20 protein-coding genes, 1 other RNA gene and 1 riboswitch are annotated in these 26,136 nt (G+C 51.1%); of the genes, 11 read left to right on the forward strand and 10 right to left on the reverse strand.

The features are described 5' to 3' along the window. The first annotated feature begins 1 nt into the window (after position 1). The 3 genes from BM030_RS17015 to BM030_RS17025 are packed head-to-tail and all read left to right on the forward strand — an operon-like array spanning position 2 to position 3,264. A complete protein-coding gene (locus tag BM030_RS17015; protein WP_090974810.1) occupies positions 2 to 1,045 on the forward strand; it encodes a sensor histidine kinase in 1,044 nt (347 codons plus the stop codon). Continuing rightward, positions 1,042 to 1,785 (forward strand): LytR/AlgR family response regulator transcription factor, encoded by a 744-nt coding sequence (locus BM030_RS17020; RefSeq protein WP_090974811.1) that lies wholly within the window; start codon positions 1,042 to 1,044, stop codon positions 1,783 to 1,785. Before BM030_RS17015 ends, BM030_RS17020 begins: the two co-directional genes overlap by 4 nt. Before the next feature lie 36 nt (positions 1,786 to 1,821). Then, positions 1,822 to 3,264 (forward strand): serine hydrolase domain-containing protein, encoded by a 1,443-nt coding sequence (locus BM030_RS17025; RefSeq protein WP_170845797.1) that lies wholly within the window; start codon positions 1,822 to 1,824, stop codon positions 3,262 to 3,264. A gap of 19 nt (positions 3,265 to 3,283) precedes the next feature. On the opposite strand, the gene BM030_RS17030 is transcribed toward BM030_RS17025, so the two are convergent. Next, positions 3,284 to 5,839, reverse strand: a complete 2,556-nt coding sequence (locus BM030_RS17030) for an ABC transporter permease (protein ID WP_211657646.1) — start codon at positions 5,837 to 5,839, stop codon at positions 3,284 to 3,286. Beyond that, positions 5,836 to 6,507 (reverse strand): ABC transporter ATP-binding protein, encoded by a 672-nt coding sequence (locus BM030_RS17035; protein WP_090974833.1) that lies wholly within the window; start codon positions 6,505 to 6,507, stop codon positions 5,836 to 5,838. The genes BM030_RS17030 and BM030_RS17035 overlap by 4 nt, the downstream gene beginning before the upstream one ends. A gap of 182 nt (positions 6,508 to 6,689) precedes the next feature. Here BM030_RS17035 and BM030_RS17040 point away from each other — a divergent pair, with 182 nt between their 5' ends. Further along, entirely contained in the window at positions 6,690 to 9,479 is a 2,790-nt protein-coding gene (locus BM030_RS17040; RefSeq protein ID WP_090974813.1) for a S9 family peptidase, read from the forward strand. Between the two features lie 189 nt (positions 9,480 to 9,668). Continuing rightward, entirely contained in the window at positions 9,669 to 11,855 is a 2,187-nt protein-coding gene (locus BM030_RS17045) for a glutamine synthetase III family protein (protein WP_090974814.1), read from the forward strand. Between the two features lie 35 nt (positions 11,856 to 11,890). Here BM030_RS17045 and BM030_RS17050 read toward each other — a convergent pair whose 3' ends face one another. Beyond that, positions 11,891 to 12,349 carry a DUF2721 domain-containing protein gene (locus BM030_RS17050; protein WP_090974815.1) on the reverse strand — a complete coding sequence of 153 codons (459 nt, stop codon included), beginning with the start codon at positions 12,347 to 12,349 and terminating at the stop codon, positions 11,891 to 11,893. 109 nt (positions 12,350 to 12,458) lie between these two features. Continuing rightward, positions 12,459 to 12,573, forward strand: a riboswitch (SAM riboswitch). Between the two features lie 8 nt (positions 12,574 to 12,581). On the opposite strand from BM030_RS17050, the gene BM030_RS20370 reads away from it, so the two are divergent. The 5 genes from BM030_RS20370 (at position 12,582) to BM030_RS17070 (ending at position 16,710) form a co-directional block, all read left to right on the forward strand. Then, the gene (locus BM030_RS20370; protein ID WP_262987349.1) at positions 12,582 to 12,710 is read left to right on the forward strand and encodes a hypothetical protein; all 129 of its coding nucleotides are present in this window, start codon (positions 12,582 to 12,584) and stop codon (positions 12,708 to 12,710) included. 119 nt (positions 12,711 to 12,829) lie between these two features. Then, complete coding sequence (locus BM030_RS17055) at positions 12,830 to 14,137, forward strand: O-acetylhomoserine aminocarboxypropyltransferase/cysteine synthase family protein (RefSeq protein ID WP_090974816.1); 1,308 nt, start codon at positions 12,830 to 12,832, stop codon at positions 14,135 to 14,137. Positions 14,138 to 14,167: 30 nt separating this feature from the next. Beyond that, on the forward strand, positions 14,168 to 15,226 hold the full coding sequence (locus tag BM030_RS17060; RefSeq protein WP_090974817.1) for a homoserine O-acetyltransferase family protein: 1,059 nt from the start codon (positions 14,168 to 14,170) through the stop codon (positions 15,224 to 15,226). A gap of 26 nt (positions 15,227 to 15,252) precedes the next feature. Further along, a complete protein-coding gene (locus BM030_RS17065; RefSeq protein ID WP_090974818.1) occupies positions 15,253 to 16,437 on the forward strand; it encodes a homoserine dehydrogenase in 1,185 nt (394 codons plus the stop codon). Positions 16,438 to 16,527: 90 nt separating this feature from the next. Continuing rightward, positions 16,528 to 16,710, forward strand: a complete 183-nt coding sequence (locus BM030_RS17070) for a hypothetical protein (RefSeq protein WP_090974819.1) — start codon at positions 16,528 to 16,530, stop codon at positions 16,708 to 16,710. Between the two features lie 49 nt (positions 16,711 to 16,759). On the opposite strand, the gene BM030_RS17075 is transcribed toward BM030_RS17070, so the two are convergent. From BM030_RS17075 to argS, 6 genes are all read right to left on the reverse strand, one after another. Further along, the gene (locus BM030_RS17075; RefSeq protein ID WP_090974820.1) at positions 16,760 to 18,205 is read right to left on the reverse strand and encodes a sigma-54-dependent transcriptional regulator; all 1,446 of its coding nucleotides are present in this window, start codon (positions 18,203 to 18,205) and stop codon (positions 16,760 to 16,762) included. A gap of 12 nt (positions 18,206 to 18,217) precedes the next feature. Then, positions 18,218 to 18,607: RNase P RNA component class A (gene rnpB / locus BM030_RS17080), an RNA gene on the reverse strand. A gap of 33 nt (positions 18,608 to 18,640) precedes the next feature. Next, on the reverse strand, positions 18,641 to 19,900 hold the full coding sequence (locus tag BM030_RS17085; RefSeq protein WP_090974821.1) for a sugar MFS transporter: 1,260 nt from the start codon (positions 19,898 to 19,900) through the stop codon (positions 18,641 to 18,643). A gap of 91 nt (positions 19,901 to 19,991) precedes the next feature. Continuing rightward, positions 19,992 to 21,203: a BaiN/RdsA family NAD(P)/FAD-dependent oxidoreductase gene (locus BM030_RS17090; protein WP_090974834.1), complete on the reverse strand. Its 1,212-nt coding sequence runs from the start codon at positions 21,201 to 21,203 to the stop codon at positions 19,992 to 19,994. Between the two features lie 9 nt (positions 21,204 to 21,212). Beyond that, positions 21,213 to 22,271 carry an oxidoreductase gene (locus BM030_RS17095; RefSeq protein ID WP_090974822.1) on the reverse strand — a complete coding sequence of 353 codons (1,059 nt, stop codon included), beginning with the start codon at positions 22,269 to 22,271 and terminating at the stop codon, positions 21,213 to 21,215. Next, positions 22,271 to 24,055, reverse strand: coding sequence for an arginine--tRNA ligase (argS, locus tag BM030_RS17100; protein WP_090974823.1), 1,785 nt, complete (start codon positions 24,053 to 24,055; stop codon positions 22,271 to 22,273). The genes BM030_RS17095 and argS overlap by 1 nt, the downstream gene beginning before the upstream one ends. Before the next feature lie 74 nt (positions 24,056 to 24,129). On the opposite strand from argS, the gene BM030_RS17105 reads away from it, so the two are divergent. Next, positions 24,130 to 25,521 (forward strand): arginine decarboxylase, encoded by a 1,392-nt coding sequence (locus tag BM030_RS17105; protein ID WP_090974824.1) that lies wholly within the window; start codon positions 24,130 to 24,132, stop codon positions 25,519 to 25,521. A 271-nt stretch (positions 25,522 to 25,792) separates the two neighbouring features. Here the strand turns inward: BM030_RS17105 and BM030_RS17110 are convergent. After that, on the reverse strand, positions 25,793 to 26,136 hold a 344-nt coding region (locus BM030_RS17110), incomplete at its 5' end, for a hypothetical protein (protein ID WP_211657647.1).

The following is a 26,136-nucleotide window of genomic DNA, read 5'->3' on the forward strand; positions in this document are numbered from 1 at the left end:
TGTGAACGATGCACGCTACATATCTTCAAGGCAACGATTAGTCAACATCAGTTGTTTTATTATCTGGATAGCCTATGCACTCATCCAGACGGCGTTGCTTTGGTGGTTCGACGTCAATTTCGCCCTGGCGCTGAACGACAGCCTGGTGAGCGCTACCATCATTACGCTATGCTGCTATGTCATTGCCAACGCGTTGAACCACTACCTGCCCCGAAGGGAAAAATATTTCTATATTGTTATCTGGGGGGTGGTTCTGGCAGCCATCAGCATCTCCGCGAGCAGGTGGTTCCTGCAGTATGTCATCGCAGATAAAAGTTATCTTGATCGTGTCGATTTATCGCTCCCCTTGCGTTTTTTTATCAATGCACTCTTGATAGCGTGGATGGCCATCATCAATATCCTTTGGAACATCCAGCAAGAATACAAGGAAAATGAACAGCGCAAGGCTGATGCCGAGCGTCTGGCGCGAGAGGCCGAACTGTACAATCTACGCCAGCAACTGCAACCCCATTTTTTGTTCAACAGCCTCAATTCCATTATTGCCCTCATCGGCCGTAAACCGGACGAAGCCCGGAATATGACGTTCCAGCTATCGGATTTCCTCCGCGGTACGCTACGGAAAGACGATCAGCAGCTCATCGCCCTGAAAGACGAACTGGAGCACCTTCAGCTCTACCTGGAGATAGAGAAAGTCCGCTTCGGCCACCGGCTTCAGACCCGGATAGATTATGATGATGCCTGCCTCCGCATGACGCTGCCCGCCATGATTATGCAACCCTTGGTAGAAAATGCCATCAAATACGGGCTGTATGACACCACCGGCGACGTCACCATCAGCATTGCCTGTTCATCCGAAGACCACCTGCTTAATATCCAGATTCAAAACCCATACGACAGCCAAAGTAACAAGCCCCGCCGGGGTACGGGTTTCGGTCTTCGGGGCGTGCAACGCCGCTTGTTTTTACTGTTTGGCCGTACAGATCTATTGGAAACCAAAGTAACAACCCATATCTTTACCAGCATAATCCGGATTCCCCAGCTATGATTAAGGCGGTATTGATAGATGATGAACCTCTGGCACGCAGCATAGTGGCCGAATACCTTGAAAACTACCCACAGGTGACTATCGTGGCCGAATGTAACGATGGATTCGAAGGCGTCAAAGCGATCATGCAGCACCAGCCGGACATTGTGTTCCTGGATATACAGATGCCAAAAATCAACGGGTTTGAGATGCTTGAAATTATCGATCACCCACCCTCGGTCATTTTTACGACAGCTTTTGATGAATATGCCATCCGTGCATTTGAGCAGCATGCCGTAGATTACTTATTAAAACCCATCACAAGGGCCCGGTTTGACCGCGCTATGGGCAAATTCCTTGATATGCGTCAGGCCGATGCCGGCAAAGAAAACACCCGCCGGCTTATCGACCATATCAACGACGCGCCGGGAAAGCTGGAGCGAATTGTAGTAAAGACCGGCACCAAGATTAAAATCATTCCGGTTACCAGCGTTATCTACATCGAAGCAGACGATGATTACGTGAAAATACACACCGATGAGGGCACGTTCCTTAAGAACAAGACCATGGCGTCTTTCGAGCAACTGCTGGATCCCCGTCACTTCGTCCGGATACACCGATCATTCATCGTTAAGCTTGACCACATCGCCCGCCTGGAACCTCATGAAAAAGACAGCTATACCGCGGTCTTGTCCAACGGACAAACAGCCAGCGTAAGCAAGAACGGCTATACGCGCCTGAAACAATTATTAGGAATGTAGATAGGTTTCCTGTAATTTTGTGAAATGTTTGCAACCATGAACAGAATACGCTGTATCTTGTTAGTACTGCTGCTACCCACCTCTTCAGCCTTAGCCCAGGAAACGGATAGCCAACAACGGATTAACCAAGCGGTATTCAATAAAATCGAATATCATTTTAACCTTCAGGAAACTGATTCTATCTATGCCCTTGCCGGTCCGAAATTCAAGCAATCGCTCTCACAGCAAGCATTCGGAGAAGTGATGTCCCAGCAACTGTATCCATTGGGGCAGATACAATCGGCAGAAATGACACGCTATGAGCAGGGGATGGGTATTTATAAATTAAATTTTCTCAGCACTCCCCTGCAGGTGGTATTAGGGCTTGACAGCCTTCACCGGATAGAAACGTTACTTTTTCAGCCTTTCGCGGGTGATCCGGCCCCGAAGCAGGCCGACCCCGCAAGCCGGGGCAATGCTGCGGCCAACCTTGACCGCTATGTAGACTCCGTAGCGTTAACCTATAGCCGCAAAGGAAACACCCATGCCCTGGCCATCGGCATTGTACATCAAGGGAAGACCAACAGTTACTATTACGGTGAAACTGAAAAAGGGAACAAACAATTGCCCGATGAAAACACGCTGTTTGAAATCGGCTCCATCACCAAAACATTTACAGCCACTTTATTAGCGTATCTTGCCCAGACGCAGCGGCTGAACCTTGACGATTCCATCACGAAATACTTGCCCGATTCCGTGGCGGCAAATCCAGACCTGCAAGGCATTACCTTACAGCAATTAGCCAACCACACCTCGGGCTTACCGCGTCTGCCAGATAATATCGACGCCATCGCTGCCGGGCATCCTGATAACCCCTATAAGGGATACACCCGCTCGCATCTTTACGCGTTCCTGAAGTCCTATCAGGCCACCGTACCCCCAGATTCCATCTATCAATACAGCAACCTGGGCTTTGGCCTGTTGGGCGATATCCTGTCAACCTTATACGGCAAACCCTATAACGAAATGGTTCAAGAGATCATTTGCAAACCCTTGGGGCTCCGCAATACTACCGAACAGCCTGACGCAAAAACGCAATACGTAGCCAAGGTATACAATGATAAAGGCAACGAAACGCCGATGTGGACGTTTGACGCCTTCGCTGCACATGGCTCGCTCAAATCGACCGTTTCGGACCTCGTCGCCTATGCCAAAGCCCATTTCAAAATGCCTGAAACGGACTTGGAGCATGCCCTGGCGCTTACCCGTCAGTTCACCTATTTCAACCCACCCGATACCGACATCGGCTTAGCCTGGCACATGAACCTTATTGGCGATGAACTGGTATATTGGCATAACGGCGGAACCTTTGGCAGCAGCAGCTACATCGCGTTTACACCTGACCGGAAGATCGCCATAGTCGTGCTCTCCAATACTGCTGAACCTGTCGACACGGTGGGTAAGGCAATCCTCGGGCGCATCCTTTCCCATCTGCCATGACCTGTTTCGGCTGACATCGCTACGCGTCTTTTCTCAAGACTTCAAGTGGCGGACGGCGAGTGATACCACGGCTGTTTGCCAGCCCTATCAATACGGTAAGTGCCGTAACGCCCAATATCAAGATAAGCATTAAAACCATGTCCGGAACAAAGGGCACCTCAAAGCTAAACACGGCCAAGGCCCAACTGCTTCCCAAGGCCAAGATTACCCCCGTGAATGCAGCGATTGCCCCCAGAAACATGTATTCCAATGCCGTGATGGCCAAAATCTGCTTCCGCGACGCCCCCAACGTACGCAGCAATACGCTCTCGCGGATGCGCTGGTATTTGCTGATCATCACAGACGACACAAGCACGACAAACCCAGTAAGGATGCTGAAACTCCCCATAAACCGGATAACAAAACCGATTTTATTCAATATGTCGTCCAAAACCGACAGAATCAGCCCCAAATCGATAATCGATATATTGGGAAACCGATTCACCACGGCCTGCTGTAACCCCGCCGACACCGTTTCGTCCGGCACACGGGTCATCAGCACATGAAACTGCGGAGCCTCGTCAATCACACCGGCCGGAAACACCAACCGGAAATTGGTCTGCACCCGGTTCCAGTCGACCTCCCGGAAACTGCCCACCACCGCCGGAATACGCACCCCCTGCACATTGAAAAGCAGTTTATCCCCCAGTTTCACACGGATACGCCGCGCGTAATCCTCTTCCAGCGAAATCCGCGCAGTGTCACCCGGAGCGGTCGTCCCTGTCCATGTTCCGGCAACAATCTTCTCGGAATCACTCAACTCCGATCGGTAGGTCACCCGGAATTCACGTCCCAACGCCCGGCGTGCCACTACAATGGTGCTGTCCTTGCGGGCATCATCAGCGGTAATGCCGTTAATCGCTTCCAGCTGTACCGTCACAATCGGCACCTCGTCCAGCACGGGCAGCCCCTGCTGCTTTACCAGCCCCGCCACCGCGTCTTTCTGAGATGATTGGATGTCAAAAAGCACCATGTTTGGCTGGTGCTCACTCGCGGATAACGACACGCGTTCAATAAGCATATGTTGCACCAACAGTAAGGTAGCGATAAAAGATGTACCCAAACCGATAGCAATGACAAGGATAATGGTCTGGTTATTGGGCCGGAATAAGTTGGAAAGCCCCTGCCGCCATAAGTAGTTCCATGAAGCGGGAAAAAAGCGCCGTACCAGCCACACCAAGAGACTGGCCACGGCATACAATACCGCAAATGCCAAGGCAATTCCCACGGAAAACACAACCGTTTGCGTCCACCCGTCCAGCTGCAACGAAGCATAGCCCACCACAAACAGTGCGATTAACCCATATACCACCCAGCTCCACTTGTCGCGGGCAGGGTGATGCGCATCAAATGACAGCCGCAAGGTGTTCAACGGTGCGATCCTGCGGATGCCAAGTAACGGCAACAGTGCAAACAACAGGGATATCCACACCCCCAGGCCGATTCCCTGTGCAATTGCCGCCCAGGATACCCCGCGGCTGATGGTCACGGGCACAAAGTCACTGAACACTGCCGGCAGCACCTGCTGAATCACCGTGCCCGCCGCAGCCCCGATGACGGAGCCGATCATCCCGAGCCCCAATACCTGCACTAAATAAATCAGAAACGCCTGATGCGAGCTGACCCCAAGACAGCGCAATATGGCAATGCTGTTCAGCTTTTCTTTGATATGTATGTGTATGGCACTGGACACACCGATGCATCCCAGCAACAATGCAACGAATCCAACGAGCGACAAGAACTTGCTCAGGTCTGAAAACACCCTTCCCGTTTCCTGCTTCCTTGAGGCAACGGTATCGTAGCCGATTCGGTGCACTTCCAGGAGCGAATCCAGTTGGCTTACAAGCGCGTCGGCGTCCACTCGCTCTTCCAAGCGGAAATAATAATGATAATTGATCCGGCTGCCCTTCTGGTTAAGTCCTGTTGCTGACAGGTATTCCAGCGGAATAAAAACCGCGGGCGCCACCGTAGCGGATATACCGCTCTGCCCCGGTGCTTGTTCCAGGCGCCCGGCAATTTCGAACATGAGCTCCCCTACTTTAAGCGAATCACCCACCTTGGCGCCAAACTGCAGCATCAAGGTCTTATCCACCAATGCACCACGATGCGCCCTGAACGTGCGCGCTGCTGCCTCCGGAACCGTCTCCAGCTTGCCATAATACGGATAATCGCCTTCCAGTGCCCGCACCTGTACCAAGCGGGTACCCCCGTCCGGAAATACAACCATAGACGCAAAGCGCTGCTCCGCCGAAGATGCCACACTTAACCGCCGTATCGAATCCACCACATGTTGACCTTCATCAGGCAGCTCCCGGTTGGCATGCAATTCCAGGTCGGCCCCCACCAATGTGGCCGCTTGCTGATCGATGTCGCGCGCTAAGTTGTCCCCGAAGGCATAAATGGCCACCAAAGCGGCTATCCCGATAATGACCGACGAAATAAACAGCAGTAGCCGCGACCGGTTTTGCCGGCTGTCGCGCCAGGCCATCCGGAAAATCCACCGGAAATCGACTTTTTGCAGGTTCGCAGATCTCATGGTGCTATAATTCGTCCGCCCTTCATCCGAATGATGCGCTGGGTTTTCGATGCCAGTTCCAAGTCATGGGTCACCAACACCAGCGTAGTCCCCGCATCTCTATTAAGTTCAAACAAAAGATTCTCAATGGTTTCACCCGTTTCGGCGTCCAGGTTACCCGTCGGCTCATCCGCAAACAATATCTTAGGCGAATTGGAAAACGCACGGGCAATCGACACCCGTTGTTGTTCACCGCCAGACAGCTGAACCGGATAATGATGGCCGCGATCAGCCAGCCCAACTTTATCCAAGAGCGTCATCGCGATGGTTCGGCTGTTGCGGTCGCCGCGGAGCTCCAAAGGCACCATCACGTTCTCCAGCGCCGTCAATGTGGGCAGCAACTGGAAATTCTGGAATACAAAGCCAACAGATTGGTTGCGCACATAGGCCCGCTCATCCTCACTGAGTTCATCCAGCGTTGTTCCATTCAATACAATGCTGCCGCTGGTGGCCCGATCCAGCCCTGCACACAACCCCAATAAAGTGGTCTTTCCGCTGCCCGACGGGCCCACGATCGAAACGGTTGAGGCGGCTTCAACCTCCAGGCTGATTGCCTGCAACACGTCAAGCGTCCGGCCGCCGCTCCGGTACACTTTGCTTACATTCCTTACGCTTAATATACTATCCACTGAAATCAATTTAGCCAAACCATCCGGTAAATTACCTCTGAATAAATCCCGGCAATCACTTGGATGTCTTCCGGGATTGGTTGTTACGCAAATAACACAGCAAGTGCCGAACACCCATGCCCATAATGTAAAAATGATATTACAGCAATAAGCATCACATCAATTTATACCAATATTGCGCCATGAACATTCCGCATTTCTCTTCCCGATTTTTCCTCGCGCTGCTGTTCACTGCCGCTGCACACGTTTCCCTGGGCCAAAAAAAACCGCTTGACCACAGCGTATATGATAGCTGGCAAAGTATCAGTAGTTCTGCCCTCTCCGATGATGGGCATTTTGTTTATTATATTGTCAGCCCACAAGAAGGCGATGGCCAATTGTTTATCACGACGCCCGACAACCGTCCCATCGGCCGCATTGACCGCGGGGCCGATGCTGCATTTTCGCACGATGGCAAATTCCTCATTGCATTAATCAAGCCACTTTTCAGTGAAACACGGGAAGCGAAGATAAAAAAGAAAAAGCCGGAAGAAATGCCAAAAGATTCCCTGGCAATATTCGCGCTGGAAACATCAGATGTCGTTAAAATCCCGCATATCAAATCCTATAAACTGCCTGAAAAAGCCGGCGGCTACCTCGCCTATGTGACCGAAACCGAACGCACAGCGAATGACACTATCAAGCCATCCCCCATCCTGCATGTGCGGCACCTGCACACCGGCACGGAAATGATGTTTGATCGCGTAGACGCTTATCACTTTGCCGACTCCGGAACGGCCCTCGCCTTTACGCGTAAAGCCAAGGAAAAAGACAGCGTGGGTGCCGACGCAGGACTATATTACTACGATCTATTAGCTGAAGCGCCCAAGCATATCAGCCGCGGAAAGGGCGAATATAAACAGATCACTTTTGACGAAAGCGCCAAGCAGCTTGCTTTTGTGGCCGATAAAAGCCCAGTGAAATCCCTGCGGAAAACCTACAACCTGTATTATTACACAGCCGCTCAGGACAGCGCCATTATTATTGCGCACCCTGATACCCATGGCGTTCCCCAAGGCTGGCACATCAGTGGCGAAGGCAGCGTGCGGTTCAGCAAAAGCGGCGACAAGCTTTTCTTCGGCATTGCGCCCATCCCCCCTGTAAAAGACACCACCCTCGTCGAATTCGAGCATGCCAAAGTCGATATCTGGCATTGGAAAGACGATTACCTGCAACCCCAGCAGCTGGTTAACCTCCGAAGAACCCAAAACCAGAGCTACCTGGCCGTAACCTATCCGAAACAAGGCCGGAAAATCGTTCCGCTGGCCGACGAGCAATTGCCTGATACCCGGCTTACCGAAGACGCCGACAATACATTTGTACTGGCAACTACCGATGTGGGCCGGCGCATCGAAACCCAATGGCAAACCGGCGCGTTCCAAGACATTTACCTGGTTTCCACAATCGATGGAACCCGCACGCCTATCGCCGAAAATATCCGGGGCAGCATCAGCTTCTCACCAACCGGCAATTACGTCCTTTGGTTCGACCGATCGGACAGCAATTGGTACTGCCACGATGTCCGGAGCGGAAATACCGTGCAACTGAATACAGATCTCCCGGTCAGCTTTGCCGATGAAGACAGCGACGTACCGGATGCTCCCAACAATTATGGCATTGCCGGATGGAGCGCAGAAGATGCCGAAGTCCTTATTTACGACAAATACGATATCTGGGCGTTCCGCCCGGACGGAAGTGAACGATGGCTGGTAACGGGCGGCTTCGGCAGAAACGAGCAGTTGACGTTCCGCTACCACGACTTTGCGGCACAAACGGGAAGAAGATTCCGGCGGGGCACCCCACCGGTTATTGATACGAAAACACCATTAATCTTATCCGCCTTCCACCATGTTACCAAAGAAAATGGCTGGTACACGGTTAATGCACGCAATAAACGGGCCCCTAAGGCCATCGTCATGGGGCCGTACCGCTACGGACAGGTTAAACGGGCGCAGCAATCCGGCATTTATAGCTATACCAAAGAAAACTACACATCGCCGCCTGACCTGTACGTATCACCGGATTTTGCAAAAGAAACCCAACTGAGCAGCATTAACCCCCAGCAACAGCATTATAATTGGGGGACGGCCGAATTGATACAGTGGACGACACCCAACGGGCATGCGGCTCAGGGCATCATCTATAAGCCTGAGGATTTCAATCCGAACAAAAAGTATCCCGTTATCGCCTACTTTTATGAACGGTTATCAGACGGCCTTCACAGTTACATCCCGCCCGCACCTACCCCATCCCGGTTAAACATAAGCTTTTTCGTAAGTAACGGCTATGTCGTTTTTGCGCCGGATATCCACTACGAAATCGGGTACCCCGGCCGATCAGCCGAAGAATATGTCAACTCCGGCATGGAAACGCTGAAGCAGCAACCGTGGGTAAACGGCGACAAGCTCGGCATACAAGGCCAAAGCTGGGGCGGTTACCAAGTAGCACACCTTATCACCCGTACCACCATGTATGCCGCCGCCTGGGCCGGCGCCCCGGTGGTGAACATGACCTCCGCATACGGAGGCATCCGCTGGGATAGCGGCATGAACAGGCAGTTCCAGTATGAACGTACCCAAAGTAGAATCGGCGCCACGTTATGGGAAAAACCCGAACTCTATATCGAAAACTCCCCGCTGTTTCACCTACCCAAGGTCAACACGCCTGTGGTCATTATGAGCAATGATCAGGATGGCGCCGTGCCATGGTACCAAGGCATTGAAATGTTCACCGCCCTCCGGCGGCTGCAAAAGCCCGTATGGTTGCTGAACTATAATGGTGAAGCGCATAATCTGATACAACGGCAGAATCGAAAAGACATCCAACGGCGTCAGCTCGAATTTTTTGATCATTTCCTGAAAGATAAACCGGCCCCGCGCTGGATAGACAAGGGGGTGCCGGCAACGCTAAAGGGTATTGATTGGGGATTTTAAGAATAAATCGGCGGGGTTGGCGTTATAAAAAAAACAACAGAAAACCCGATAGGCAAGCATTTTTTCACCAAACCACAAAATAAATTACATTTTTATCAAAAATATAAGGAAATGTCATTTTTTTTTTCGAATATTGATGCGAAATTCAAAAAACAACACAACGTATCGAATAAAATAAACGAAAATTAAATGTCAGAGTTAAGATTTAAGGCGGTTGAAACCGCTATATCCCGATTAAACAACAACAAAACCCAAGAAACCCACAAACCTTCGTCCTACTATTGCAAGAACGTATTTACAACGGCGAAGATGAAGGAATACCTTCCGAAGAACGCCTATGCGGAACTGATGGAAACCATTGATGAGGGGAAAGCCATCAGCCATGATCTGGCAGAACACATCTCCCAGGCGATGAAAAGCTGGGCCATCAGCAACGGGGTTACCCACTACACCCACTGGTTCCAGCCGCTTACGGGAGCAACCGCAGAAAAACACGATGCGTTTTTCGAACCGCAGTCAGACGGTACGGCCATTGACAAGTTTACAGCAAGCGCACTGGTGCAACAAGAACCCGACGCATCGAGCTTTCCAAGCGGCGGCATCCGCAACACATTCGAAGCCAGGGGATATACCGGCTGGGATCCGTCTTCACCTGCCTTTATCTTTGAAACCGGCGGCAGCAAGACACTTTGTATCCCCACTATTTTTATCTCCTACACCGGCGAAGCCCTTGATTACAAGGCTCCCCTGCTAAAAGCAGTTAATGCGTTAGACAAAGCCGCTGTGGATGTGGCGAATTTCTTCGACAAATCCATCACCAAAGTAAACGCATCGCTGGGTATTGAGCAGGAGTATTTCCTGGTAGACCTGGCCCTGTTCAACGCCCGGCCAGACCTGCAGCTTACCGGCCGCACGCTCTTCGGTCACATGTCGGCAAAAGGCCAGCAGTTGGAAGACCATTATTTCGGCGCCATCCCCGAGCGTGTATTGGCCTTCATGGTCGATCTGGAACAAGAAGCGCTGAAACTGGGCATCCCGTTGAAGACGCGCCATAACGAAGTGGCCCCTTCACAGTTCGAATGCGCACCCATGTTTGAAGAAATCAACTTGGCGATAGATCATAACCAGCTTTTACTTAACCTGATGGATCAGGTGGCATTACGCCACAAATTCAAGGTGCTTATCCATGAAAAGCCTTACAAAGACATCAACGGATCTGGCAAACACAACAACTGGTCGATGATTACCAACACCGGTGTGAACCTGCTTTCCCCCGGCAAGACCCCGAAAAACAACCTGATGTTCCTGACGTTCTTCGTCAACGTCATCAAGGCGGTGCATGACAATGCCGATCTGCTGCGTGCTTCCATTGCCAGCGCGGCCAATGATCACCGCTTAGGGGCTAATGAGGCACCTCCTGCCATCATCTCCATCTTCTTGGGAAGCCAGCTTAATGCCGTGCTCGATGAGGTGGAAACCGCGCGGGTAGCCAAAAAAGTGAAAAACGAAACCTTACTGTGGCACGGAATACCGAAAATCCCGGAGCTGCAATTGGACAATACCGATCGCAACCGGACATCGCCGTTTGCATTCACCGGCAACAAATTCGAACTCCGCGCCGTTGGCTCTTCAGCCAATTCGGCCAGCCCAATGACCGTACTTAGCGCTATCGTGGCCAACCAGCTTATCGAGTTCAAAGTGGAAGTCGACAAGCAAATTAAAAAAGGCACGAAAAAAGATTTGGCGTTGCTCAATGTCGTTCGCAAATACATCAAAGAATCCAAAGCCATCCGCTTCGAAGGAAACGGCTACAGCAAAGAATGGGAAGAAGAAGCAATGAAACGGGGTCTTTCCAACATCAAGACCACACCAAAAGCACTGGATGTCTATGTAAGCGAGAAGACCATCGAGCTGTTTAACCGGCTGGGTGTACTCACCAAACGCGAAAGCGAAGCCCGCCACGAAATCCTGCTGGAAAACTACTACAAGAAAATCCAAATCGAAGCGCGGGTATACGGCGAAATCGTCAACAGTTTAATTGCACCTGCGGCGCTCGACTATCAAAACGAATTGATAGCCAACGTCAAAGGGCTGAAGGAAATCGGACTGAAAGCCGATGCATACAGCAGCCAGGTAGACCTCATCGAACGCATCTCCACCCATGTGAACACAATATTAACGGAAGCAGAAGCCATGCGCCAAGAACGCAAAAAAGCTAATGTACTGGAAGATATACGTGAAAAAGCCATTGCTTACGATGAGCAAGTGAAGCCCTATTTCGATAAGATTCGCTATCACATCAATAAGCTGGAGCAAATTGTGGACGACCGCAAATGGCCGCTGCCGAAATTGCGCGAACTCCTTTTCGTTAGATAACTACCACCCTCTAAACTTAAATTCAGACGGCCTCCTTATCGGGGGCCGTTTTTTGTTTTATCAAACTTCCGCTTGATATAGTCAACCAACGAGGGATCGTCGGCATCCTCCATATCGCTCAACTCCAGCTCAAGCGCCTTGTTGCTGACACGTATTTCCAACAACGAGACAATGAGTGAGAGCGCAAAAAACAATAAACTGAGTGCAAAAGTCAGTTCTGTCAGGAAGCCATGGTCAATATAGATACAATACATGCAAACAATACAGGTAACAAAGCTCAGCACCCCCAATGCCTGCATTTGCTGGATGAGTTTCAGCCGGTAACGCAGGTTTTTAATTTGCCCATGCAATACACCGCTTTTATTGTGTTCCAGATACTTGGCATGTAAACTCCTCACCAACGCCGCCAATGCCAGAAAGCGGTTCGTATAGGCCAGCATAATCAAGCTGATAGCCGGAAAAAGCAATGCGGCAGTATTGAATGTGATGCTCATGCATGCAAAAAAATCAAAAAAACTTTGCACAAGCAAATCACACCCCCTATATTTGCACACGCTGCATGCAACATAGCATGCACAAATCAATTCCTCTTCAACAGGTCTTGATTTATAAAGAAGTGGCGAGAGACTGGCTCAATGACCCACTGGCAACCATCTACAAGCCGTAGAAAAGGTGCCAATTCCTGTCCCTGCCGATGTCGGCCGGGAGCATATAAATGATAGACAAATGAACACGTATCTAACAAGCAGCAACAGTAATTTACCGGCAACGAAGCCGGCCATATCGGCCATTAACCATACCGTAGCCAACCACTCTGCGCGAATGCGGGGCGGTATGGTACGCATGTGCTGTTGAATCCCACCAGTATATCACATGCTCGCTTAGGCAACTGTTGCCCCGTGCAGCAGTCCTGCGCATACGGCGTATATCCTTTTTTAATTCGTTATACATCATAAACAACAAAATTTAAAACCATGGCTAATCAAGAACAACTGAAATTCGAGACCCTCCAGGTACATGCCGGACAAGAAGCTGATCCAACAACCGGTTCACGTGCGGTGCCCATCTACCAAACTACATCTTATGTATTCAACAATGCCGCACACGGTGCAAACCTATTTGCCTTAAAGGAGTTCGGCAATATCTATACCCGCATCATGAACCCCACCACCGACGTGTTCGAAAAGCGTATTGCTGCGCTGGAAGGCGGTGTAGCGGCACTGGCGGTGGCGTCAGGGCAGGCCGCACAGTTCATTGCATTGACAAACATTCTGGAAAGTGGCGACAATTTTGTCAGCGGAGCCAACCTTTACGGCGGCACCTTCAACCAATTCAAAGTCTCCTTCAAGCGGCTGGGCATCGAAGCGCGCTTCGCTAAGGACGATACACCGGAAAATATCGAAGCCCTTATCGACGAGAAGACCAAGGCCATCTACGTGGAGACCATCGGCAACCCCAGCTACAGTATCCCTGATTTCGAGCGCATAGCCAGCATTGCACAGAAACATGATCTTCCCCTTATCGTAGACAATACGTTCGGTGCTGCCGGATACCTCTTTAAACCGCTGGAACATGGTGCCCACGTGGTGGTAGAATCGGCCACCAAGTGGATAGGCGGCCATGGCAACAGCATCGGCGGCGTTATCGTAGACGGTGGCAACTACAACTGGGGGAACGGCAAGTTCAAGCAGTTCAGTGAGCCTTCTGAAGGATACCACGGGCTGGTGTTCAGCGACGTATTCGGCGTAGGCGGCCCCTTCGGGAACATCCAGTTTGCTATCCGCGCCCGCGTAGAAGGCCTCCGAGATTACGGCCCTGCCCTATCTCCTTTCAACGCGTTCTTACTCCTGCAGGGACTTGAAACCCTGTCCTTGCGTGTTCAGCGCCATGTCGATAATGCGCTGGAAATCGCCCGCTGGCTGGAGAGCCACCCACAGGTCGAGAAGGTAAGCTACCCCGGACTCAAAAGCCATCCCTACCATGCCAATGCACAAAAATACCTCAAGAACGGATTCGGTAGCGTCCTATCGTTCATCATCAAAGGAGGAGCTGAAAAAGCAGATGCATTTATCGATAGCCTGCAGCTTATCAGCCACTTGGCCAACGTGGGCGATGCCAAGACACTCATCATCCATCCGGCTGCCACTACCCACCAGCAATTGAGCGAAGCCGACCAGCGCAACGCCGGCGTCTTCCCCGGACTGCTCAGGGTATCTGTCGGTATTGAACATGTTGACGACATCAAAGCCGACCTGCAGCAAGCATTTGATCAGATCAAATGATTGGAAGAGCTTAGCTTCAACAAATAAACAATGAGCAAATCCATATTCAGGTATCCCAAAATAATTAAACTCGAAAACGGCAGACGCATCAAGAACCTCGAAATAGCCTACCATACGTATGGTAGGCTAAATGACCGCAGAGACAATGTGGTATGGGTTTGCCATGCGCTTACCGCCAGCTCGGACGTATTCGAATGGTGGCCGGGATTGTTCGGCGAACATGACCTGTTCAATCCCGCCGACCACTTTATTGTATGCGCCAACATCTTGGGTTCACCTTACGGCAGCACCAATCCCCTGAGCATTAATCCCACTACCGGACGGCCGTATTACCTCGCCTTCCCGCAGTTTACCGTCCGGGATCTTGCCCAAATGCACCGGTTGCTGGCAGACCATCTGGGTATTGACAGAATCGCTGTGGCCATCGGTGGTTCATTGGGTGGCCAGCAGGCACTGGAATGGGCCATTGCTGATCCCGACCGTATAGCCCGTCTCATCTTGATAGCCACCAATGCAGCACACTCGCCCTGGGGTATCGCATTCAATGAAAGCCAACGGCTGGCTATCAGCGCCGACCGCACATTTTATGCCGATATGCCCACCGGCGGTGCCAGGGGGTTGAAGGCTGCACGGAGCATCGCACTGCTTTCCTACCGGGGGTACCCTACCTATGGGGCTACCCAGTTGGAGTCAACCAACGAAAAGCAAGACGACTTCAAAGCATCGTCATATCAGCATTACCAAGGCGAAAAACTGGTAAAGCGCTTCAATGCATACAGCTATTGGTTTCTGACCAAGGCGATGGACAGCCATAACGTGGGCCGCGGGCGCCCGGGCATACCCGAAGCCTTGCAGCGGATAAAGGCAGAAACGCTGGTCATCGGCATCAGTACGGATCTGCTGTTTCCGGTTACAGAACAGCAATTCCTTGCCAGTCACATACCTCGCGCTACCTACGCCGAGATCAGCTCCTTCTACGGACATGACGGCTTTCTGATTGAAACCAAACGCATCTCCGAATCCATATCCCGTTTCCTGAAACGCGACGGGGAACCGGAAAAGACAATTAAATTACAACAGGTTATCTAAACAACTCAACACGACAAACAGCAAACATGAACAACAAACTTACCTTGGGAATTTTTGGTTTTGGAGTAGTAGGGCAAGGACTGTACGACATCATCAAAACCAAAAACCTCAATCTTGCCATCAAACGATTTGTCATCAAACATCCCGATAAAAAACGCTCCCTGCCGGCTGAACTGTTCACCACAGACGCCAATGCAGTGCTGGACGACCCGGAAATCAACACCGTCGTCGAACTAATCGACGATGCCGATGCCGCCTTCGACATTGTATCCAGGGCACTGAAATCCGGAAAAAACGTCGTATCGGCCAATAAAAAGATGATTGCCAACCATTTGGAAGAGTTGGTTAACATCCAGCATCAATATGGCACCAGTCTGTTGTACGAGGGCGCGGTATGCGGAAGCATCCCTATCATACGCAACCTTGAAGAGTATTACGATAATGAGCTGCTCCATTCCGTAACCGGCATCTTCAACGGTTCATCCAATTACATTCTTTCCAAGATATTCAATGAAAACCTGGCCTATGCCACCGCGCTCAAGCAAGCACAGGATTTAGGATTTGCCGAAACCGACCCCACACTTGACGTTGGCGGGTTCGATCCCAAATTCAAGCTCGCCATCGTAGCCTCACATGCCTACGGCTTATTTGTCTCTCCAGACAACATCCTGAACATCGGCATTGATAAGCTTGGAGCTGCTGATATCCAATTCGCACGCGAAAAGAACTACAAAATCAAACTGGTGCCAACTGCACGGGAAATCAACGACAAGTCGGTTATCCTGTACGTACTGCCCAAGCTGATTTCACCGGAGCATATCTTGTATAACGTAGAAAACGAATACAATGGCGTGTCGGTTAAGGCAGCCTTTGCCGACGAACAGTTCTTCTACGGGAAAGGCGCCGGCGGGCACCCTACCGGCTCAGCTGTTCTTTCAGATATCGCGGCCCTACGATACGGCTACAGGTATGAATACAAAAAACACATCGGGGCAGAAGCCCTGGCTTACAACACCGATTGGGAAATCAATGTATACCTGCGCTACGACGATGAAAGCCTAATCGACCAGTTGGGATTCTCTTCCATCAGCGAACGGTATTATGCACAGGAGTTCAAATATGTCATCGGGCGGATTAACTTGACCAACATACTGAAAAACAGAACATCCGTAGACCGGGAAGGCATTTTCATTGCAGAAATAACCCCGTGAAGCAGGTTTGTCAAAATATCAAATAATAAAAACAAAGCGCTTGTTTGTGCATTTAATAATTGAACTATTATTTAACATTCAACGGTTATCATGCACTGCATACTGGCGTTACTATTTGTGTTTTTTTCTGCATACACCCTGGCACAGGCCGATACTACGGCATATCCAGCGGATCCATGGCCAACCTACGGTTATATCGCATTGGGCGCTGCCGTCATTGTGGCGGCCGTGATCGTGCTCGTCCGGAGACAATACCGGAAGTTCAATGAGTAATAATGAAACAGCCCACGGGTACCCCCCGTGGGCATGCATAACGGTCGGGTCAGGCTTCCCTTTTCAATCCGTATTTTTCTATCTTGCTGTAGAGGTGGCTGCGCTGAATATCGATTTCATCAGCCGTTTTGGAAACATTCCAGCCATTCTTCTCCAGTTTATACTTGATGTACTCCTTTTCCGTATAGTCTTTGAAGTCCTGGAACGACGAAAACTCATCATAGTTCGGAAGACTTCCGTTGGTCGGAGGCGGTGGCGCAGCCACATACTGCTGCGATTGCGGTGAAACAACCGGCTTCACCGGTTCCTCCCTGGTGGCGGCCACCGGCGTAAACGACCCCGGATTAGCAAATGCGCGCACGTCTCTGTCGGTAATCGACTTATCACTTAAAATGATCAAGCGCTCCACCATGTTTCGGAGCTCCCGGATATTCCCCGTCCACGGCAATTCCTTCAACACCCCCATTGCCTCCGGCGTTATCTTTTTAACCGGCATGTTATACTCAGCGCAAACCTCTTCGCAGAAGTGCTCTGCCAGCACCGGAATATCATCTTTCCGTTCGGTCAACGGCGGCACATGGATGATGATAACACTCAGCCGGTGATACAAGTCCATCCGGAAGTTGCCCGCATCAATTTCCTTCAACAGATCTTTGTTCGTTGCAGCAATTACCCGCACGTTCACGGTAATCTCTTTTTCGCCCCCTACACGGGTTATCTTGTTCTCCTGCAATGCCCTCAGCACCTTTGCCTGCGCCGAGAGGCTCATATCACCGATTTCATCGAGGAAAAGCGTACCATTATGCGCCTGCTCAAATTTGCCGATGCGCTGCTTTACCGCAGAGGTAAACGATCCCTTCTCATGGCCGAAAAGTTCACTCTCGATCAATTCAGACGGGATGGCGGCACAGTTCACTTCAATCAGCGGAGCACCAGCCCGTGGCGACTTCTCATGCAACCACCGTGCAACGAGCTCCTTACCACTACCGTTAGCCCCGGTTATCAACACCCTTGCGTCAGTGGGCGCCACCCGATCAATGGTTTCCTTAATACGCTGGATGGCGTCGGAGTCGCCCAGGATATCCCGGGTTTTACTGACCTTCCGCTTCAGCACCTTCGTTTCGGTAACGAGCGTTCCCCGCTCCAGCGCATTACGCACGGTAATCAGCAACCGATTCAAATCAGGCGGTTTGGAAATAAAATCGTAGGCCCCCTTCTTACTCGCCTCCACGGCGGTCTCTATGGTTCCATGGCCCGATATCATAATGAACGGCAAGTCCGGTTTGATAGTCAATGCCTCAGTGAGCACTTCCATCCCATCCATCTTGCTCATCTTGATGTCGCAGAGCACCAGATCGATATCCTCTTTCTTGATGATCTCCAGTCCGTCGATACCGTTATCCGCATCCACCACTTTATAATCTTCATACTCGAGAATCTCCCTTAACGTGCTCCGGATAGCTCGCTCGTCGTCTATGATTAATATTTTGGTCATAATCGTTAAAAAAAAGAAGCAAACCCTATAAGCCGGATTCTGTCGTCCCGACATCGTCGGGATTTCTATCATTTATCTAGGCCTGCCATCACTGGCAGGCTCCATCGGCCTACCCGTTGCGGTTCCCGCATGCGGGATGAGGACGAGCAGCCCCCTGGTATCCGCAACCTATTTGGCCTTTCAACCCCCGGGGTTTACCGCGATGCATGTCGCCATGCAAAGCCGTGGGCTCTTACCCCACGTTTTCACCCTTACCCATGCCGGCGGCACAGGCGGTTTGTTTTCTGTGGCACTTTCCGTATTCCGACAGCATCGGAACCCTTCCCGTTAGGAAGCGGGGTGCTCTGCGTTGTCCGGACTTTCCTCTCCGGTTAACACCGAAGCGATAGAACAGGTTTGCTCCGATTGCAAAGATACACAATAACCCACGAAGATTTATCGCTCCGGCCTATAAAACCTGCTGCCAAACAGTAAAATCACCAGGTAGCACACAATGGGTAAGTAATACGCCACCGCCACGTCATAGTCGGCCACCCGCCCCATAATAAATGGGAAAACAGCAGCGCCTACCACCCCCATAACAATAAAAGAAGACGCCTGTTGCGTATAGGGCCCCAAATCCTTCAGGCCGAGGCTGAAAATCGTGGGAAACATGATACTGAAAAAGAAATTGAGCATGAGCAGCGCAATAAAAGACGGCCATCCCCAGCCTTGCGCGATAATAACACACATCAGGATGTTGCACGCAGCAAACGTAGCCAGCAGTTTATTCGGGGCAATATATTTCATCAGAAAGGTACCCACAAAACGCCCCACGGTCATCAACACCATGCTAACGGCAAAATAATATCCCGCCACTTCATCGGAGAGTCCCATCTTTTCATGCCCATAATTGATAAAGAACGCCCACGTGCCCCCCTGTGCTGCCGTATTAAAAAACTGCGCCACAAACGCCCATACAAAATGGCGGCGCCGAAAAAGGCCTTTTACAGGCAATGCTTTCCTGTGTTGCGGCTGGCCATGCCCCTGGTCGGCCTGCAGTATGGGCATACGCAGCAAACCGAACGCCATAGCCACCAGCGTTATCACTGCCCCGATACCCACATAAAGCATCTTTACAGAAGTAAGGCTTCCCGCTTCGCCAATATTACCGCTCAGGATAAAATAGCTTCCCAACATCGGACCGATGATGGTCCCTAAACCGTTGAACGATTGAGCAAAGTTAATGCGCCTATCGCTTGATGCCTGTTCCCCCAACGAAGCGATAAATGGATGAGCCACCGTCTCCAGCGTTGCCAGTCCGCATGCCAAGACAAAAAGGGCACCCCTGAAAAACGCAAAAGACTCCGCATCAGCCGCCGGCACAAAAAGAAAAGCACCCAAAGCATAGAGCGCCAGCCCCAGCAGCACGCCCGCTTTATAGCCAAACCGCTTCATAAAAAGCCCCGCAGGAATGCCCATCACCGCATACGCCCCGAAAATCGAAAACTGTACCAGGCCCGACTCCGCCCGGGTAACCCCAAGCACATTCTGGAAATGCTTATTCAGCACATCGCCCATGGTAATGGCAACGCCCCACAACATAAACAACAAGGTCACAAAGCCAAATACCACCCAGTACTTCCGCTCAGTAAGTTTCGCGGCACGATTAGCGTCCGCATCGGCAGCCGAAGCCGATAATGTCGTATTTTCCATTGATTCAGTTTATAATTGCTCATCGCACCGCCGAGGGCGCTGCGCCCAAAAATAATAAACCGTTTTAGCTAATCCAATAAAAATATAAATCCTAAATCGCCTGCGCAATGACATAGCCGCTTGACCATGCCCACTGAAAATTATAACCACCGAGCCACCCTGTCATATCGACGCATTCCCCCCCGAAATACAGTCCGGGCACCTTGCGGGCCTCCAGCGTTTGGGGATCCAGCTCATGGGTAGCAACGCCGCCGCGCATTACCTCCGCTTTGTCGTATCCCTTGTCGCCCGCCGGTTTCACCGTAAACCGGTGAATCCCCTCCGCAATCCTTTTCGCGTCAGCCTTACCCAACGACGCCACCTTCACGGTCAACGGCAGCAGCCCGCCCAGCGCCTCCACCAGCTTACGAGAAAAGAACTCATGCAACAACTGTGAAACCAGCCGCCGCCCCCCTGCCTCGCGCTCCTGCCGGATTAATTCAGCCACGGAATGCCGTGGCAGCAGGTCAATGGTAATGGTTTCGCCCGGCCGCCAATAAGATGAAATCTGCAAAATTGCCGGGCCACTCAATCCCCAGTGAGTGAACAGGATATTTTCCTCAAAATTAATACGTTCATTATAGACGCGGGAGAATACCGTATTTCCCGAAAGTGCAGCAAACCAGGCTGCGTCTTTACCCGTAATGGTCAGCGGCACCAGGGCCGGCGCCGTAGGCACCACCTCCAGCCCATAGCTACGGGCAATACGCAACGCGAAATCACTTGCCCCCAGTTTAGCCACGGGCAGCCCTCCGCTCGCCATCACCACCGCATCGGCAACAGCATACCGTTCCGCCCCCTCCTGCTCATATAATACGCCGAAGCCTCCTTTCGGCAGCCTGTCTACAGACACCGCGCGGCTATGGAGGTAAAGCTCCTGTCCATACTGCCGCATCAGCTTTGTGAACACAAGCACCACATCTTTTGCCCGGTTGCTCACCGGAAAAAGCTGCCCCAGCACCTTCTCCCTACCTATGATGCCGTGCCGTTCAAAAAATGTAACCGTATCCTCCACCGTCCACCTCGAAAAAGCCGCACGGGCGAAATCAGGATTGGCAGACACAAAGTTGGCCGGCGCGCTATGTAAATTCGTATAGTTGCAGCGGCCGCCGCCGGATATAAGAATTTTAGCCCCCGGTCGGTCGTTGCGCTCCAGCACCAGCGTGCGCTTACCCCGCAAGCCGGCCTGTACCGCGCACATCAGGCCGCAGGCCCCACCGCCGATAATAATCGCATCGAATTTTTCCTGAGGATACCGTTTCATAAGCATCAATCACCAACCCACCGTCCGCCGCTCCCTCCAGCTCTGCTCCGCCATTTCAATCACGCGGATAACATTCCGCGCCTCTTCGGGCTTCACGGCCAGCGGCTGCCTTCCCAGCACTGCCTCATATACATTCCGGTAGAAGGCCGGGTAATCCCCCCGTTCGCTTTCCACCAGTTCAACAACATCCCTTCCATCTTCCAGCAGGTTCAGCTTTCCCCGTATCTCCGGGCTTTCCCTCCCCCAATCCGGATTCCCTGCGGGCGACTCCCCCGCTTTGAGTGCCGCTTCCTGCGGGTCGATGCCATATTTCACAAACGCGCCATTCAAGCCATACAACGCATACCGCGGCGACGGCTCTTTGACGAGCATGGCGCCCTTGAGGGATACCTTCAATTGCGGGTAGTGCAGAATCAATTCAAAATCGTCCACCGCCCGGGCGCCGGGACGCTGCATGCGCAGGTCAGCATTCACCGCTTCCGGAAGGCCGAACAGCTGGATGGCCTGGTCGATAAGGTGCGCACCCAAGTCATATAAAATGCCCGACCCCGGCAAATCCGCTTCCCGCCACGCATTCTCCCGTAACGTATTCCGGAAACGGTCGTAACGCGCCTCAAAAGACACCAGCCGGCCCAGCCGACCGCTGCCGATCACCCGCTTCACAGTCAGGTAGTCACTGTTCCACCGCGCATTATGATGCACAGACAACACGCGGTTACGAGCACGGGCCAGCGCAATGAGCTCATCCGCTTCTTCCGTAGTGTTCGTAAACGGCTTTTCCACCACCACATGTTTACCCGCCAGCAGCGCCGCTTTTGCCAGCGTATAATGCGCAACATTGGCCGTTGCAACCACAACCAGGTCAATATCATCGGCATGAATAATCCCGTCGGCATCGTCTACGATAACCGTATCCGCATACCGGCTGCGCAGGATATCCCGCTGCTCAGCCCGGCGGGCAGTCACTTTAAGTAGCCGCAAGCCGTCGACCGACGTGATAACGGGCGCATGAAACACCTGTCCCGCCATGCCAAAACCAATAAGTCCAACAGTTACGGCATTGTCCATCACATCCGCTCCGGTACTTCAATGCCCAACAGTTTCATTCCTCCCGAGATGATACGCGCCGTGGCGGCAGACAGGTGGAGCCTGAAATCCCGTACAGCCACATCCGTGGCCTTTAAAATCGTTTCCTCGTGGTAAAACTTATTGTATTGCTTGGCCACCTCATAGCAGTAATTAGCCAGTTGAGCCGGGCTGAACGCCTCGGCCGACGCCTTGATAACCGCGGGGTAACCCGCCAGCAAGTGAATGAGGTCGCGCTCACTATCCGCCAGCGATTCCGGCAATTCGAAATCCACAGACGCCGCATAGCCGCCTTTTGCCAGCACCGATTTGATGCGCGCATGCGTATACTGAATAAACGGTCCCGTATGGCCTTGAAAGTCGATAGATTCATTCGGATCAAACAACAACCGCTTTTTAGGCTCCACCTTAAGCAAGAAATACTTCAGTGCCCCCAGGCCGATGACATGGTAGAGGCGAGCCTTTTCCCCTTCAGGGAGCCCCTCCGTCTTGCCCAGTTCCTCGGTACGCACCCGGGCTGTCTCCACCATTTCGTCCATCAAGTCGTCGGCATCCACCACCGTTCCCTCGCGCGACTTCATTTTGCCCGACGGCAGGTCTACCATACCATACGACAAGTGAAACAGTCCGCCAGCCCATGGCCGGCCAAGCTTTTCCAAGATCAGAAATAGCACCTTAAAATGGTAATCCTGCTCATTACCCACCACGTAGATGGATTCATCCATACCGAACTCATCATGCTTCAACTGCGCCGTACCCAAATCCTGGGTAATATAAACCGACGTGCCGTCGCCCCGCAGCACCAGCTTCTCATCGAGGCCATCCGCCGTCAAATCAATCCACACAGAATTATCGGCTTTCCTGAAAAACACCCCCTTTTCCAGTCCTTCCTGAATAATATCCTTACCCAGCAGGTAGGTGTCAGACTCGTAATAATACTTATCAAAGTCCACCCCCAAACGGTCGTATGTTTCCTCGAATCCCTGATACACCCAGCCATTCATCGTTTTCCAGAGCGCGATTACCCGCTCATCGCCCGCCTCCCACTGCTGAAGCATCTGCTGTGCCTCACGAATGATGGGCGCCTGCCTTTTGGCCTCCTCCTCGCTCAGCCCTTGGGCCTTGAGGCCGTCAATCTCCTGTTTGTAAGCCTTATCAAACAACACATAGTATTTGCCCACCAGGTGGTCACCCTTAATACCGCTGCTCTCCGGCGTTTCGCCATTGCCCCAGCGCTCCCATGCCAGCATAGATTTGCAGATGTGTATACCTCGGTCGTTCACCAGGTTGGCTTTCACCACCTCATATCCATACGCTTTCAAGATTTCCGCCACGGCATACCCCAGCAGGTTATTGCGAATATGCCCCAGGTGCAGCGGCTTATTCGTGTTCGGCGAAGAATACTCCACCATCAACTTCTTTCCATTGGCCGCGAACGTGCCAAAACTTTCGCGGCTAACCGTTGTTTTAAACAAATCCGCCCAATAAGCGTCGGAAAAACTCAGGTTAAGGAAACCCTTGATGGTATTGAACGCCGCCAATTCGGGCATGTGCCGTTGCAGATACGCCCCTATTTCGGTCCCCGTCGCTTCGGGCGATTTCTTTGAAAACCGGGTCATCGGGAAAACGATGATGGTCAATTGCCCTTCAAATTCCTTTCGGGTTTCCTGAACGGCAACCTGATTTTCCGGTATGTCTGAGTGGTATAACGCCTTGACTGCTTGTTGGGTGTGTGCTATAAGTTGCTTTAGTAATACGTCGGTCATGTACGATTGTAAATTTACATTAGATATATATCCGTTTACCTGCGAAACTATATCTTTGCCAAAAATATGAAAAAATGCAGAGCTATCAGGAATTTCTTGACCTAAGCGTAGGCTTTCCACAGGATGGGTTCGAGATCATCGACGATGAATTGTACTTCCATGACCTCAATCTCATGGAGATGATTGAGACCTACGGGACGCCTTTACGGTTTACCTATTTGCCCATCATCAGCAAGAAAATACAGCAAGCCAAAATACTGTTTCAGACCGCCATACTGAAGCACAACTACCGCGGCACGTACAAATATTGCTACTGCACGAAAAGCTCGCATTTCAAACACGTGGTCGAAGAAGCCCTGAAAAACGACATCCACCTGGAAACCTCATCGGCCTTTGATATGCCCATGATAGACGCGCTTGAGAAAAAAGGCGTGGTCAACAAAGACATCACGGTAATATGCAATGGCTTCAAAACCTACCAATACAAACAGTATATCATTGACATGCTGCACGACGGGTATAAAAACATCATCCCCGTGCTGGACAACAAGGAAGAGTTCAACATCTATGATGATGAGGTAGAGCTGGAAGAACCCTGCAACCTGGGCATCCGTATTGCCGCAGAAGAACAGCCAGACTCGCCGTTTTATACCTCCCGGCTGGGTATCCGGCTGGAAGACATCCTCGATTTCTATAACAACAAGATAGCCCCCAATCCAAACTTCAGGGTTAAGCTGCTACATTTTTTCATCAATTCCGGCATATCCGACACGCCGTATTACTGGAATGAGCTGGAGAAATATGTGACACTTTATTGCAAATTCAAAAAGATTAACCCCGATCTGGACACACTGGACATTGGCGGCGGCATGCCGTTCAAAGACTCATTGGTACATGATTTCGACTATGAATACATGGTCAATGAGATTGTAAACCGGATTAAACAAATCTGCGCCATCCACGAAGTCATCGAACCCGATATCATCACCGAGTTCGGCAAGTACACCGTGGCCGAAGCATCCGGCATCCTCTATAAAGTAATTGGGCGCAAGCAGCAAAACGACCGGGAAAAATGGCTGATGCTGGACGGTTCGTTCATCACCAATCTACCTGACGTTTGGGCCCTTAACCAGAAGTACATTCTGCTGCCCATCAACAACTGGGATGCCGAGTATGAGCGCGTCAACCTGGGCGGTATCACGTGCGACGGACAGGATTACTACAGCCAGGAAGCCCACATCAACAGCGTATTTATGCCCAAAACACGCAAGTTGCAGTACCTTGGTTTTTTCCATACGGGGGCCTATCAGGAAGTGTTGAGCGGCTACGGCGGCATTCACCACTGCTTATTGCCTTCACCCAAGCACGTGCTGATACGGCGCAACCGTGATGAAACGTTCAATTTTGAGGTTTTCGGCGAAGAACAGAACAGCAAGCAGGTGCTGCGGCTCCTGGGGTATCAATAGAGACGCTGGGCGTCGCTATTGATACCTGGCCGGTAAGACGGACAGCAAGAATACCAACCGTGTCACTGGGTAGTTTTACATTCGAAATATCGGTGACATAGTTGGGGTTACACTACCCATTGCAACAAAAACAAACAGCAATATTTTAATAAGCAACTTCATACTTACTTTTCCAATACAGTGATGATTTCACTTAATCGTTTTTTCTGGATTGGCTAATTCAAATATGATTTTGCGAGAATGAAAAGCATGTCTTAGTAGATGTCTCATTTCAACCTATTCTGATACTTTCCAACTCCCGTTTAATAAAAACAGCACAAGCACTCTTTCTGTCAGAGTATTCCATCTTTTCGGTAGTGCCTTTATCGGCATCTAAAAAACCTACCACATATTTCCGATCGTTTTGTATAAAGAAGAACCAACCTGAATCAACTCGTTTATCTTCTGACCATTGCAACCATTGATCTGCATACTGCGGATGTTGTTCCAACGCTTCTTTTATTGAGTTCTCATTGATATCGCTATGCGATTCAAAATAGCCGGTATTTCGCAACAGGGAGTATATAGACTGATTATTGTCAGAACTGTAAAACCTTTCTAGAAGACTTAATATTC

The organism is Parapedobacter composti (genome assembly GCF_900112315.1).
In the GTDB taxonomy this organism is placed as follows: domain Bacteria; phylum Bacteroidota; class Bacteroidia; order Sphingobacteriales; family Sphingobacteriaceae; genus Parapedobacter; species Parapedobacter composti.